A 12,869-nucleotide genomic window follows, 5' to 3' on the forward strand; every position below is an offset into this window, starting at 1 on the left:
GGCGGTCGTGGTGGCCGGACGGGCAGGACGGCGGGGGTGCTCGGCCCCGGGTTGACGGTCGGGGCTTCGACGCGCCGGCTCGTCATCGCAGGCGGAGGCCTCGGGGAGTGGCGTGGAAGCCGGAGGATTCCACGGGTGGGGCGTAGGGGGAGGTGAGGGAGGGCGTGGCGTTGATGCGCTCCACCGTGAGGTCCGGGAGGGTGCCCGCGCGGGAGGCGGCGGTGATGGCCGCCAGGGCGGCCGTGAGCTGGGGGGCGTCCGGTACGGGCCAGGCCAGGAGGGTCTTGCCGCCGCGTTCCAGGTAGAGGGTCAGGGCGCCGTCCACAAGGACCACCAGGGAGCCGGCCTTGCGGCCCGGTTTGTGGGTGGCGCCGGACGGGGGCTCCGGCCAGGGGAGGGCCGCGCCGTAGGCGTTCGCCGGGTCGGCGGCCGCGAGGACCGTCGCCGCCAGCGGGGGCGGGGTGCGCTCGGCGGCACGGAGCCGGTCGACCGCCCCGTCCATGGCGAACTGGGCCGCACCCAGGCCTTCGACCACGTAGCCCCGGCGGGCCTGGCCGCTGTCCTCGAAGGCCGACAGGATCCGGTAGACGGCGGCGAAGCCGCCCTCCACCGCTTCGGCGGCCACCGCGCCCCGGGTCACCACGCCGTGACGGTCCAGCAGGGTGCGGGCCAGGGCGTGTGCCCGGTGCGTCGGGTCCGGGGTGTGGGCCGGGAGCAGGGACCAGCGGCCCGAAACCGTCGGGGGGCCGGTACGGGAGGCCTGGGGGGCGAGGGTGCCGTAGCGGCCTCGGGGGATCGTGCGGCGGGCCCGGTGGGCCGTGGCCCCGGCCGTCCGGCCCGAGCCTAGGAGGGAGCGCAGGGGGGCCAGGGTGTCGTTCGTGAGGCGTCCCGACCAGGTGAGGTCCCAGATCGCCGAGGAGAGGTCCAGATCCGAGGCCGTCGGGGTGTGGGCGCGGACCGCGTCCGCGAGCTGGCGGAAGAACAGGGCGTATCCGCCGGAGAGGGCGCTCAGGACCGCTTCGTGGAGCGGGGTGAGCTCCAGGGGGTGCTGTGGGGGCAGCAGGAGCGGGGCGGCCTCGGCCAGGTAGAGGGAGATCCAGCCGTCCTTGCCCGGGAGGGAGCCCGCGCCCGCCCAGAGCACTTCGCCCGTGGTGGTCAGTTCGTCCAGGAGGGTCGGGGAGTAGTCCGAGACCCGGGACGGGAGGATCAGGCGTTCGAGGGCGGAAGCCGGGACCGGGGCGCCCTGGAGCTGTTCGATCGCGCGGGCCAGGCCGTCGATGCCGCGCAGGGCTCCGCCCAGATGCTGCCACTGGGGGAGGAAGGTGGCGAGGGCGGTGGGCGGGACCGGCTCCAACTCCTGGCGCAGCGCGGCGAGCGAACGGCGCCGGAGCCTGCGCAGCACGCCGGCGTCGCACCATTCCTGGCCGATGCCCGCCGGGTGGAACTCGCCCTGGACCACCCGCCCGGCCGCCGCCAGCCGGTGCAGCGCGCCGTCCGTCACGGCCGCGCCCAGCCCGAAGCGGGTGGCGGCGGAGGCCGTGGTGAAGGGGCCGTGGGTGCGGGCCCAGCGGGCGAGGAGATCGCCCAGCGGGTCCTTCACCGGCTCGGTGAACGCCTCCGGGACGCCCACCGGCAGCGCCGTGCCCAGCGCGTCCCGCAGCCGGCCCGCGTCCTCGATCGCCGCCCAGTGCTCCTCGCCGCCGATCCGGACCCGGATCGCCCTGCGGGACGATTCGAGGGACCGCGCCCATGCCGGGTCCGCGCCGCGCGCCTTCAGCTCGGCCGGGGTGAGCGGGCCCAGCAGGCGCAGCAGGTCGGCCACCGACTCGGCGTCCTTGGCCCGCCGGTCCTCCGTCAGCCACTGGAGCTCCCGCTCCAGCTCCGCCAGTACCTCCGCGTCCAGCAGCTCGCGGAGCTCGGCCTGGCCGAGCAGTTCCGCCAGCAGCCGGGAGTCCAGCGACAGCGCGGCCGCCCTGCGCTCGGCCAGGGGCGAGTCGCCCTCGTAGAGGAACTGGGCGACGTAGCCGAAGAGGAGGGAGCGCGCGAAGGGCGAGGGCTCGGCGGTGGTGACCTCGACGAGGCGGACCCGGCGGGCTTCGATGTCCCCCATCAGCTCGGTCAGGCCCGGTACGTCGAAGACGTCCTGCAGGCATTCCCGTACGGCTTCCAGCACGATCGGGAACGAGCCGAACTCCGAAGCCACTTGGAGGAGCTGCGAGGCGCGCTGGCGCTGCTGCCACAGAGGAGTGCGCTTGCCCGGATTGCGGCGCGGCAGGAGCAGGGCGCGCGCCGCGCACTCGCGGAAGCGGGAGGCGAACAGGGCGGAGCCGCCGACCTGGTCGGTGACGATCTGCTGGACGTCCCCGTGGTCGAAGGTCACGTCCGCCGCGCCCAGCGGGGCCTTCTCGTCGTCGAACTCGAAGGAACCGAGGCCGAGTCCGGCCCCGCCGGGGGACCCGGGACCCGCGGGGTCGTGGTCGAGGAGGTCCATGGAGAGCAGGTCGGCGTCCGGGAGGCGGAGCACGATGCCGTCGTCGGCGTGCATCACCTGCGCGTCCATCCCGTACCGCTCGGAGAGGCGGGCGCCGAGGGCCAGCGCCCAGGGGGCGTGCACCTGGGCGCCGAAGGGGGAGTGGACGACGACCCGCCAGTCGCCGAGCTCGTCGCGGAACCGCTCGACCACGATGGTGCGGTCGTCCGGTACGTGGCCGCAGGCCTCGCGCTGTTCGGCGAGGTAGGACAGGACGTTCTGCGCGGCCCAGGCGTCCAGGCCCGCCGCCAGTAGGCGCAGGCGGGCGTCCTGCTCGGTGAGCCCGCCGAGCTCGCGCAGGAACGCGCCGACCGCGCGGCCCAGTTCGAGCGGGCGGCCCAGCTGGTCGCCCTTCCAGAACGGGAGCCGGCCCGGGACCCCGGGGGCGGGGGTGACCAGGACGCGGTCGCGGGTGATGTCCACGATCCGCCAGGAGGTGGTGCCCAGGGTGAAGACGTCGCCGACGCGGGACTCGTAGACCATCTCCTCATCGAGCTCTCCGACCCGGCCGCCGCCCTTCTTCGGGTCGCTGCCGGCCAGGAAGACGCCGAAGAGGCCGCGGTCCGGGATGGTCCCGCCGGAGGTGACCGCGAGCCGCTGGGCGCCGGGCCGGCCGGTGACCGTACCGGCCACGCGGTCCCACACCACCCGGGGTCTGAGCTCGGCGAACGCGTCCGACGGATAGCGGCCCGCCAGCATGTCCAGGACCGCCGTGAAGGCCGAATCGGGCAGCGCCGCGAACGGCGCCGCCCGCCGCACCAGGGCGAGCAGGTCGTCCAGCTGCCAGGTGTCCATCGCGGTCATCGCGACGAGCTGCTGGGCGAGGACGTCCAGCGGATTGGAGGGCACGCGCAGGGATTCGATCGAGCCGGTGCGCATCCGCTCGGTGACCACGGCTGCCTGGACCAGGTCCCCCCGGTACTTGGGGAAGACGACCCCGGTGGAGACCGCGCCCACCTGGTGCCCGGCCCGGCCGACCCGCTGGAGCCCGGAGGCCACCGACGGCGGGGACTCCACCTGGATGACGAGGTCCACCGCGCCCATGTCGATGCCGAGCTCCAGGCTGGAGGTGGCGACCACGGCGGGCAGCCGGCCCGCCTTCAAGTCCTCCTCCACCAGGGCCCGCTGCTCCTTGGAGACCGAACCGTGGTGGGCGCGGGCCAGCAGCAGCGGCGCGCCGTGGGCGGTACCCGACTGGGCCATGAGCTCGGCCGGGGGCGGGCCCTGGGGCAGCGGGCCGCCCGTGGCGCGCTCGTAGGCGATCTCGTTGAGCCGGTTGCACAGGCGCTCGGCGAGGCGCCGGGAGTTGGCGAACACGATCGTGGAGCGGTGGGCCTGGACCAGATCGGCGATCCGCTCCTCCACCTGCGGCCAGATCGAGGGTTTGTCGCCGCCCTCCTTGCCCTCGCTGGCGGGGGAGCCGCCCAACTCGCCCATGTCCTCGACGGGGACGACCACCGACAGGTCGAACTCCTTGGTCGACGGCGGCTGGACGATCTCCACCCGGCCGCGCGGCGCGAGGTAGCGGGCCACCTCGTCCACCGGCCGGACCGTCGCCGACAGGCCGATGCGGCGGGCGGGGCGCGCCAGCAGCTCGTCCAACCGCTCCAGCGACAGCGCGAGATGGGCCCCGCGCTTGGTACCGGCCACCGCGTGCACCTCGTCCAGGATCACCGTCTCGATGCCGGTCAGGGCCTCGCGGGCCGCCGAGGTCAGCATCAGGAACAGCGATTCGGGCGTGGTGATCAGGATGTCCGGAGGCCGGGTCGACAGGGCCCGCCGCTCGGCGGGCGGGGTGTCGCCGGAGCGGATCCCGACCCGGATCTCGGGCTCGGGCAGCCCCAGGCGCGCGGACTCCTGCCGGATCCCGGTGAGGGGGCTGCGCAGATTGCGCTCCACGTCCACCGCCAGGGCCTTCAGCGGCGATACGTACAGCACCCGGCAGCGCTTCTTCGGGTCGGCCGGCGGCGGGGTCGACGCGAGCTGGTCCAGGGCGGCCAGGAAGGCGGCCAGGGTCTTGCCGGAGCCGGTGGGGGCCACCACCAGCACGTCCGAGCCCTGCGCGATCGCCCGCCAGGCGCCCTCCTGCGCGGAGGTGGGCGAGGCGAAGGCCCCCGTGAACCAGGAGCGGGTCGCGGGGGAGAACGAGTCGAGCGCGGTACCGGACATGCCCCCATCGTGCACCCGGCCACTGACAACCGGCCGGACCTGGGCAAACACCGGACCGGGGCGGGGCGCAGAATGGGGAGATGGGTACGGGGACGCCGGCGGCCGAGGGCGGCCGGGAATGGGCACGGCACTGGCAGTACGCGCAGTTGCCCGGCCTGGACCTGCTGCGCGCCCACTACGTACGCCACACCTTCCCGCGCCACGCCCACGACGGCTACGTCATCGCGGCCGTCACCGGCGGCATCGAGGAGGTCGGGCTGCCGGGCGGAACCGTCCGCGCCGGCCCCGGCAGCGTGGTCCTGATCAACCCCGAGGTCGCGCACACCGCCCGCGCCGGGGTTCCCGAGGGCTGGGCCTACGCCACCCTCTACCCCTCCCGGGAGCTGATCGCCGAGGTCGCCGCCGAGATCGGCACCCTGCGCGGAACCCCCGGCTTCACCGCCGACGTGGTCGCCGACCCGCAGGCCTCCCGGGTGATCACCGAGGTCCACCGGGCCGCCGAGGCCGGCAACGCCCTGGCCGCCGACACCCTGCTGCGCGGCGCCGTCGCCCGGATGCTGACCCGGCACGCCGGACCGCTGCCGGCCCGTCCGGTGCGCCGCGCGGGGGCGGCCGACGCGGAGCGGGCCCGGGCCGTCCTGGAGGAGCGGATGGGTGAACCGCCTTCGCTGGAGCAGCTTGCGGCGGAGCTGGGCACCAGCCCGTTCGCCCTGCTGCGGGCCTTCCGGGACCGGTACGGCATGCCCCCGCACACCTGGCTGACGGACGCCCGGGTCCGGCGGGCGCGCAGCCTCCTGGACGCCGGAACCCCGCCGGCGGAGGCGGCCGTCACCGTCGGGTTCACCGACCAGCCCCACCTGAACCGGCACTTCACCCGCATCGTGGGGGTTCCGCCGGGCGCCTACCGGCGGGGCAGGGCCGCCGGTAGGCCCCTGGATCCGGGGAACACCGGCTAGCCGGCCAGCGCCGCGCGGGTCTCCTCGATCAGGGCGCGGGCCCCTTCCACCGTCGCCGTCAGCGACGCGGCGTCCGCGCCCTGCTCGCCCAGCAGGGCGCGGACGCGGTCGCCGAAGCCCGGCGGAGCCGACGGCAGGAGCTCCGCGGCCGCCAGCGCGCCCTTCTCGTTCAGGCACCAGCGGCGGTCCGCCGCGAACAGGGCCTGGGCGAGGACTCCGAACGCCCGGGACAGGCACAGCGAGACGTACAGCCCGTCCGCGCGGGCCGCGCCCTTGACCGCGCCCGCGACGAGGAACTCCGCCTCCCAGGCCCCGGCGATCAGCGCGTCCCGCAAGGGCTCCGGATAGACGGAGGTGCGGGCGCGCAGCTCGGTCAGTTCGCCCGAGGGGTCGGCCAGCACCTGCCCGAGGGCCACCTCGCCCGGGTAGCAGGGGGACCAGAAACCGAGCGGATGCCCCGGCTGCACGCCCACCTCGTACCGGCCCTCGCGGCATTCCTCCCAGATCCGCTCGACCCGGTCCAGGTCCCGAAGGATCCAGTCCACCGCCACGCCGTCGACCTTCAGCCACGCGCCGCCGTTGACCCAGGGGCCCCAGTCGCCCGGCCCGGACACCTCCACGTCCGGACCGGCCAGCGCGCGCAGCGCGCCGAGGTCGAGGGCGTCGCCGCGGTAGTAGACGCCGAGGTCCCAGTCCGATTCCGGCCGGTGCTCGCCGCGGGCCCGGCTGCCGCCGAGCATGACTCCGCCGACACCGGGTACCGCGGCCAGCCGCCCGGCCATCTCATTGATCATTTCGCGCATGGTGCAAGAACGTACAAGACCGCCGTGCCGCCCGCTCCGTAGATTCGGGGCGTGGGAGAACATCAGATGACCATACGAAGAGTTCCCGACCGAGAGGTCCCCGGCGGGTCCGGGGCCGGGTCCGGATCCGAAGCGGGGTCCGAAGCCGAGGTCGCCGCCCCGGCCAAGCCGCGCGCCGCCGTCGTCCGCGACGCGCTCGGCGTCGGGGTGGCGGTCGGGCTGTCCGGGTTCGCCTTCGGGGTGACGGCCGCCGGATCCGGGGTCAGCACCCTCCAGGCGTGCGTGCTCAGCCTGCTCGTCTTCACCGGGGCCTCGCAGTTCGCGCTGGTCGGGGCGCTGGCCGCGGGCGGGAACCCGTTCACCGCCGCCGCCGGGGCCTTCTTCCTGGGGACCCGCAACGCCTTCTACGGGCTCAGGCTGTCCCAGCTCCTCGCGCTCCCCAAGGGGATCCGGCCCTTCGCCGCGCACTGGGTGATCGACGAGACCACCGCGGTGGCCCTCGCCCAGCCCGACCGCAGGACGGCCCGGCTCGGCTTCACCGTCACCGGACTGAGCCTCTACGTCCTGTGGAACCTGACCACCCTGCTGGGCGCGCTCGGCGCCGAAGCCATCGGGGACACCAGGGTCTGGGGGCTGGACGCGGCCGGACCCGCCGTCTTCCTCGCGCTGCTCGCGCCCATGCTGAAGACCTCCACCGAGCGGGCCGTCGCCGCGCTCGCCCTCGTCCTCGGGCTCGGACTGCTGCCGGTCCTGCCCGCCGGGGTGCCCGTGCTCGTCGCCGCGCTCGCCGCCCCCGTGATCCTCTGGCTGAAGGGACGCCGCTCATGAACGTCTGGATCGCCATCGGGCTCACCGTCGTCGGCTGCTACGGAGTCAAGCTCGCCGGACTGCTCGTTCCCGCCGGAGCCCTGGAGCGGCCGGCCGTGCGCAAGCTGTCCGCGCTGCTTCCGGTCGCCCTGCTCGCCGCGCTCACCGCGCAGCAGACCTTCGCCACCGGGCACGAGCTCGTCCTCGACGCCCGCGCCGCCGGGCTCGCGGCCGCCGGGATCGCGCTGCTGCTGCGGGCCCCGTTCCTGGTCGTGGTCGCGGCGGCCGTGGTCGTCACCGCGGGCCTGCGGGCCCTGGGAGGCTGATTCCCTCCGCTGGGGGGTGTCTGATGGATCTCCGTGGCGTCGCGGCGTCCATCAGGCACCCCCTAGGACCCCGTGGGCGCGCAGCGTCAGCAGCGCCTCCAGCGTGGCGATCGGCCGCCGCTCCAGCGAGCTGCCCGGCGCCCAGGCCCTGCGGTGCACCGGCCAGCCGCCGTCCGGCTGCTGGGCGTCGGCCAGGAAGCGCAGCGAGCGCCGCATCTCCGCGTCCGTGAACCAGCCACGGGCCACCGAGTCGGGGCGGCGGGCGAAGTCGTACGGGTAGAGGTGCTCGCCCGGGGCGTAGCCGGGCACCGGGGGGTACGAGTCCCGGTCCGCGGGATCCAGTACGACGAGCCCCTGCTCGCGCGTGAGGCGCCCCAGCCGGTCCGCGGCCGCCGCGGCCCGTGCCCGGTCGGGGACCCCGTCCAGGAAGGCCACCGCGCCCTGGATCTCGTACGGGTGCGTGTGGCGCAGGTGCTCCACCCGGTCCCAGCAGAAGTCCGTGGCCCGGAACAGCCACGCGTGCCAGATCCGGTTGCGGTGCAGCAGCCCGACCACCGGGCCGGTGGTCAGCAGGTCGCCCGGCGGATCGTCGTGCAGCCGGTGGTACGGGGCCGCCGGGTAGCCGCCGGGCTCCGGGGAGGTCACCGCGAGCGCCCCGTCCGGGCTGGAGACCCGGGTCAGGTGGGCGCAGAGCCGCTCGATGCGCTGCCCGGAGCAGCGCCCCAGGGCGTCCAGGACGCGCAGGGCGTGGGCGCAGTGCAGCGGATGGCTGAGCGGGCCGCGCAGATCCGGATCCAGGGCGTGGCCGTAGCCGCCGTCGGCGCCGAGATAGGCGCCGAGGGCGGCGTCCACCGGGTCGGCTTCCCCGCCGAGGAAGTGGAACGCGTACCGCCGCTGCTCCAGGACCCGGGCCGTCAGCCAGATGAACCGCTCGGCGCGGGCCAGCGGGGACGGCGGGATCGTGGCGCTCGGCGCCGCCGGGGCGCAGGCTTCGTCTCCAGGCATGCGAGAAACGTAGGGGCCGGTGCTGCGCCCGGGGCCCGAACGCGGCCGGTGCACTCTCCGGGGCGGGATAATGGGGTCATGCGATTGACGATTTTCTGGGAACGGATGGCCGAGCACTTCGGGGCGGGCTACGCCGAGTCCTTCGCACGCGACCACGTGATGGGGGAACTCGGGGGCCGCACGGTCCACGAGGCGCTGGACGCCGGCTGGGAGGCCAAGGACGTGTGGCGCGCGGTGTGTTCGGCCATGGACGTGCCCGCCTCGCTGCGCTGAGGGACCCGCGCGGTTCCCCGTACGGGGGCCGGGTGGGACAGACTTGGCGGCGTGGCAGCGACAGATGAGACGACGACCGACCGGCACGCCGAACAGGTTCCCGCGGATGACGGCGCACCACCCGAGGTGCCGCCCGGTGCCCCGGCACCCCTTGCGGTCGCCCCGGTCCCGGACGGGACCCGGATGCCGCGCTGGCTGCCGCGCGCGGTGGTCCTCGTACTGGCCCTCGTGGCCTGCTTCCAGCTCGGCAGCTGGGCCTTCCACCAGCTGATCGGGCTGCTCGTCAACATCCTGATCGCGTTCTTCCTCGCGCTCGCGATCGAACCCGCCGTGGCCCGGATGGCGGCCCGCGGCATGCGCCGCGGGCTCGCCACCTTCCTGGTGTTCCTCGGGGTGTTCGTGGCGGCCGCCGGATTCGTCGTCATGCTCGGCTCGATGCTCGCCGGGCAGATCGTCGACCTGGTGGAAGGCTTCCCGGGCTATCTGGACTCGGTGATCGGTTCGATCAACGACACCTTCCGCACGGATCTGTCCCGGCTGGACATCCAGGACAGCCTGCTGCACTCCGACTGGCTCCAGAAGTACGTGCAGAACAGCGCGAGCGGGGTGCTCGACGTGTCCGGCGCCGTGCTCGGTGGCCTCTTCAAGCTGCTGACGATCGGCCTCTTCTCCTTCTACTTCGCCGCCGACGGGCCGCGGCTGCGGCGCGCGCTGTGCTCCGTACTGCCGCCCGCGAAGCAGTCGGAGGTGCTGCGGGCGTGGGAGATCGCCGTCACCAAGACGGGCGGGTACCTCTACTCGCGCGGACTGATGGCGCTGGTCTCCGGGATCGCGCACTACATCTGCTTCGTGGTGCTCCACGTGCCGTACGCGCCCGCTCTCGCGGTGTGGGTGGGGCTGGTCTCGCAGTTCATCCCCACCATCGGCACCTACCTGGCGGGCGCGCTGCCGATGCTGCTGGCCTTCACGGTCAACCCCTGGTACGCGCTGTACGTGCTCGGATTCGTGGTGGTCTACCAGCAGTTCGAGAACTACGTCCTCCAGCCGAAGCTGACCGCGAGGACCGTCGACATCCATCCGGCGGTGGCCTTCGGATCGGTCATCGCCGGCACCGCCCTGCTGGGCGCGGTCGGGGCGCTCATCGCGATCCCGGCCGTCGCCACGATGCAGGCCTTCCTGGGCGCGTACGTGAAGCGGTACGCGGTGACGGAGGACGCGGAGAGGGACGGGAACGGCCCCGCGGGGGGTGCTACTTCTCCCCGGTGGCGCCGAGTACGGATTCCAGGGCTTCGGTGACGCTCGCCTCGGCGGTGGCCTTGTCGATGCCGAGGGAGGTCAGCACGCCTTCTCCGTCCTCGAGTTCGAGGAGCGCGAGGAGGATGTGCTCGGTGCCGACGTAGGCGTGGCCCAGGCGCAGGGCCTCGCGGAAGGTGAGTTCGAGGGCCTTCTTGGCGGCGGCGTCGAAGGGTACGAGCGCGGGCATCTCCGCGGCGGCGGCCGGCAGGGCGGCGTTCGCGGCGGCGCGCACGTCCTCCAGGACGATCCCCTGCGCCCCCAGGGCGAGCGCGGCGAGGGACTCGGGATCGGCGAGCAGGCCGAGGACCAGGTGCGCGGCGCCGATCTCGGGGCTGGAGGCCGCGCGGGCCTCGTTCTGGGCGGTCACGACCACGTTGCGGGCGCGGGGGGTGAAGCGGGAGAAGCCCTGCGAGGCGTCGAGGTCGTTGCCCTCCCCGGCCTTGTCGGCCTTGGGGACGAAGCGCTTCTGGGCGGCCTGGCGGGTGACGCCCATGCTGCGGCCGATGTCGGTCCAGGAGGCGCCGGAGCGGCGGGCCTGGTCGACGAAGTGGCCGATGAGGTGGTCCGCGACCTCCCCGAGCGCCTCGGCGGCGACCACGGCGCCGCTGAGCTGCTCCAGGGTGTCGGTGTGGACCTTCTTGATGGCCTCGATCAGCTCGTCGAGGCGTACCGGGTTGGTCATGCGAACGGGTTCCACCGAAGGGTTCGTCATGAGTGCAACCCTAGGTTGACAGTCGAATGACTGTCAACCGTGGGTTGTCACTTTTTCGGCTCCGGCTCCTGCTGGGGGCTCCTACTGCGGCTCCTGCTGGGGCTCCCGCAGTGCGAACGAGGTGTGCTCGCGCCAGGCCGTGCCGTCGAAGGCCACCAGGTCCACCGAGCGGACGCGGGCGGTGAAGGGGAGCCGGTCGCGGAGCTCGGCCTCGACGGCGTCCAGGGTCGCCTCGTCCGCCCGCTGGGCCACGGTGAGGTGCGGGACCACTCCGGGGTACCGGCCGCCGTAGGGCGGTGCCTCCGGCCAGCGTGCGGCGACCTCCAGGGTCAGGTGCTTCAGCGGGTCGCCGGGCTCGGGGGCGAGATAGAGGCATCCCGGGAAGCGGCCGGTCCGCCCGAAGCGGAGGTCGAAGGCGTGCAGGGGGTGCAGGATCGTGGCCAGCGCGGCCAGGGTGGAGGGGGTGACGCGGCTCTCGTCGAGGAACGGGTAGAGGACGCTGACGTGCGCCGGGACCCCGACCCGGGCGGAGTGGTCGAGCCGGTCCCGCCAGTCGCCGACCACCGGCTCCGCCTCGGGTATCCGGATGATGAGCGCCGTCCGGCCGGCTCGGAACGCGCCGGGGGTGTCTTCGGCGGCGTGGTCCGCGGCGTGGTCCGTGGCGTCCCGCGCGGTGTCGTCCGTGTCTGTCATGGCAATGGATCATGCCAGCCGGGGGCGGGGCGGACGGGTTCGGCGTGGCGCGCTTGACAGGGAAATCGAACACACATTCTTATGGGTTGTCCACAGTCAAAACGGGCGTCGGACCGCGTTGTCAGTGGCAGGCGTTAGCGTCAATGGCGTGAAGCGATCGACTCAAGCAAATCGGGTGGAACCCATGGCAGGCAACGACCGCGAGAAGGCCCTCGACGCCGCGCTCGCACAGATTGAACGGCAATTCGGCAAGGGTGCCGTGATGCGACTCGGCGACAAGCCGAACGAACCCATCGAGGTCATCTCCACCGGCTCGACCGCCCTGGACATCGCGCTCGGCGTCGGCGGGCTGCCCCGCGGCCGTGTCGTCGAGGTCTACGGACCGGAGTCCTCCGGTAAGACGACCCTGACCCTCCACGCCGTGGCCAACGCGCAGAAGGCCGGCGGCACCGTTGCCTTCGTGGACGCCGAGCACGCGCTCGACCCCGAGTACGCCAAGGCCCTCGGTGTGGACACCGACAACCTCATCCTGTCCCAGCCGGACACCGGCGAGCAGGCGCTGGAGATCGTGGACATGCTGGTCCGCTCCGGTGCGATCGACCTGATCGTCATCGACTCCGTCGCGGCGCTCGTGCCGCGCGCGGAAATCGAGGGTGAGATGGGCGACTCGCACGTGGGTCTCCAGGCCCGTCTGATGAGCCAGGCCCTCCGGAAGATCACCGGTGCGCTCAGCCAGTCCAAGACCACCGCGATCTTCATCAACCAGCTCCGCGAGAAGATCGGTGTGATGTTCGGCTCGCCGGAGACCACCACCGGTGGCCGCGCGCTGAAGTTCTACGCCTCCGTGCGCCTCGACATCCGGCGCATCGAGACCCTGAAGGACGGCACGGAAGCGGTCGGCAACCGCACCCGTGTCAAGGTCGTCAAGAACAAGGTCGCGCCGCCCTTCAAGCAGGCCGAGTTCGACATCCTCTACGGCCAGGGCATCAGCCGCGAGGGCGGCCTGATCGACATGGGCGTGGAGCACGGCTTCGTGCGCAAGGCCGGCGCCTGGTACACGTACGAGGGCGACCAGCTCGGCCAGGGCAAGGAGAACGCCCGCAACTTCCTCAAGGACAACCCCGACCTCGCCAACGAGATCGAGCGGAAGATCAAGGAGAAGCTGGGCGTCGGTGTCCGCAAGGACGCTGCCCCCGCCGCCGAGGCTGGCGCGGACGCCGCCGCCGAGACCCCGGCAGTGCCCGCTCCCGCCTCGAAGGCCAAGACCGCGGCCAAGGCCGCCGTCGCCAAGAGCTGACC

General features: G+C 73.6%; 11 protein-coding genes. 6 read left to right on the top strand and 5 right to left on the bottom strand.

Annotated elements, in window-relative coordinates:
• Positions 1–82: 82 nt before the first annotated feature.
• On the bottom strand, positions 83–4,699 hold the full coding sequence (locus AC3IYJ_RS29755) for an Lhr family helicase (protein WP_489397604.1): 4,617 nt from the start codon (positions 4,697–4,699) through the stop codon (positions 83–85).
• Between the two features lie 80 nt (positions 4,700–4,779).
• On the opposite strand from AC3IYJ_RS29755, the gene AC3IYJ_RS29760 reads away from it, so the two are divergent.
• On the top strand, positions 4,780–5,655 hold the full coding sequence (locus AC3IYJ_RS29760; RefSeq protein ID WP_489397605.1) for an AraC family transcriptional regulator: 876 nt from the start codon (positions 4,780–4,782) through the stop codon (positions 5,653–5,655).
• Here the strand turns inward: AC3IYJ_RS29760 and AC3IYJ_RS29765 are convergent.
• A complete protein-coding gene (locus AC3IYJ_RS29765; protein WP_489397606.1) occupies positions 5,652–6,458 on the bottom strand; it encodes a DUF4037 domain-containing protein in 807 nt (268 codons plus the stop codon). The two genes, AC3IYJ_RS29760 and AC3IYJ_RS29765, sit on opposite strands and share 4 nt — an antisense overlap.
• 72 nt (positions 6,459–6,530) lie before the next feature.
• On the opposite strand from AC3IYJ_RS29765, the gene AC3IYJ_RS29770 reads away from it, so the two are divergent.
• Positions 6,531–7,286, top strand: a complete 756-nt coding sequence (locus tag AC3IYJ_RS29770; RefSeq protein WP_489402963.1) for an AzlC family ABC transporter permease — start codon at positions 6,531–6,533, stop codon at positions 7,284–7,286.
• On the top strand, positions 7,283–7,591 hold the full coding sequence (locus AC3IYJ_RS29775) for an AzlD domain-containing protein (protein WP_384651178.1): 309 nt from the start codon (positions 7,283–7,285) through the stop codon (positions 7,589–7,591). Before AC3IYJ_RS29770 ends, AC3IYJ_RS29775 begins: the two co-directional genes overlap by 4 nt.
• A gap of 51 nt (positions 7,592–7,642) precedes the next feature.
• Here AC3IYJ_RS29775 and AC3IYJ_RS29780 read toward each other — a convergent pair whose 3' ends face one another.
• Positions 7,643–8,596: a hypothetical protein gene (locus AC3IYJ_RS29780; protein ID WP_489397607.1), complete on the bottom strand. Its 954-nt coding sequence runs from the start codon at positions 8,594–8,596 to the stop codon at positions 7,643–7,645.
• 78 nt (positions 8,597–8,674) lie between these two features.
• Here AC3IYJ_RS29780 and AC3IYJ_RS29785 point away from each other — a divergent pair, with 78 nt between their 5' ends.
• Positions 8,675–8,869: a DUF3046 domain-containing protein gene (locus AC3IYJ_RS29785; RefSeq protein ID WP_330298909.1), complete on the top strand. Its 195-nt coding sequence runs from the start codon at positions 8,675–8,677 to the stop codon at positions 8,867–8,869.
• A 183-nt stretch (positions 8,870–9,052) separates the two neighbouring features.
• Complete coding sequence (locus AC3IYJ_RS29790) at positions 9,053–10,165, top strand: AI-2E family transporter (RefSeq protein ID WP_489402964.1); 1,113 nt, start codon at positions 9,053–9,055, stop codon at positions 10,163–10,165.
• Here the strand turns inward: AC3IYJ_RS29790 and AC3IYJ_RS29795 are convergent.
• A complete protein-coding gene (locus AC3IYJ_RS29795; RefSeq protein WP_489397608.1) occupies positions 10,119–10,877 on the bottom strand; it encodes a Clp protease N-terminal domain-containing protein in 759 nt (252 codons plus the stop codon). The two genes, AC3IYJ_RS29790 and AC3IYJ_RS29795, sit on opposite strands and share 47 nt — an antisense overlap.
• A gap of 81 nt (positions 10,878–10,958) precedes the next feature.
• Positions 10,959–11,570 carry a 2'-5' RNA ligase family protein gene (locus tag AC3IYJ_RS29800; RefSeq protein ID WP_489397609.1) on the bottom strand — a complete coding sequence of 204 codons (612 nt, stop codon included), beginning with the start codon at positions 11,568–11,570 and terminating at the stop codon, positions 10,959–10,961.
• Positions 11,571–11,754: 184 nt separating this feature from the next.
• Between AC3IYJ_RS29800 and recA the strand changes: the two genes are divergently transcribed.
• Entirely contained in the window at positions 11,755–12,867 is a 1,113-nt protein-coding gene (gene recA, locus AC3IYJ_RS29805; protein ID WP_489397610.1) for a recombinase RecA, read from the top strand.
• Positions 12,868–12,869: the final 2 nt, after the last annotated feature.

It is taken from the genome of Streptomyces sp. GL_140 (genome assembly GCF_057834465.1).

Coding starts and splice junctions, on each gene's coding strand:
- AC3IYJ_RS29755 (WP_489397604.1), bottom strand. CDS start 4,699: ATGTCCGGTACCGCGCTCGACTCGTTCTCCCCCGCGACCCGCTCCTGG.
- AC3IYJ_RS29760 (WP_489397605.1), top strand. CDS start 4,780: ATGGGTACGGGGACGCCGGCGGCCGAGGGCGGCCGGGAATGGGCACGG.
- AC3IYJ_RS29765 (WP_489397606.1), bottom strand. CDS start 6,458: ATGCGCGAAATGATCAATGAGATGGCCGGGCGGCTGGCCGCGGTACCC.
- AC3IYJ_RS29775 (WP_384651178.1), top strand. CDS start 7,283: ATGAACGTCTGGATCGCCATCGGGCTCACCGTCGTCGGCTGCTACGGA.
- AC3IYJ_RS29780 (WP_489397607.1), bottom strand. CDS start 8,596: ATGCCTGGAGACGAAGCCTGCGCCCCGGCGGCGCCGAGCGCCACGATC.
- AC3IYJ_RS29785 (WP_330298909.1), top strand. CDS start 8,675: ATGCGATTGACGATTTTCTGGGAACGGATGGCCGAGCACTTCGGGGCG.
- AC3IYJ_RS29790 (WP_489402964.1), top strand. CDS start 9,053: ATGCCGCGCTGGCTGCCGCGCGCGGTGGTCCTCGTACTGGCCCTCGTG.
- AC3IYJ_RS29795 (WP_489397608.1), bottom strand. CDS start 10,877: ATGACGAACCCTTCGGTGGAACCCGTTCGCATGACCAACCCGGTACGC.
- AC3IYJ_RS29800 (WP_489397609.1), bottom strand. CDS start 11,570: ATGACAGACACGGACGACACCGCGCGGGACGCCACGGACCACGCCGCG.
- recA (WP_489397610.1), top strand. CDS start 11,755: ATGGCAGGCAACGACCGCGAGAAGGCCCTCGACGCCGCGCTCGCACAG.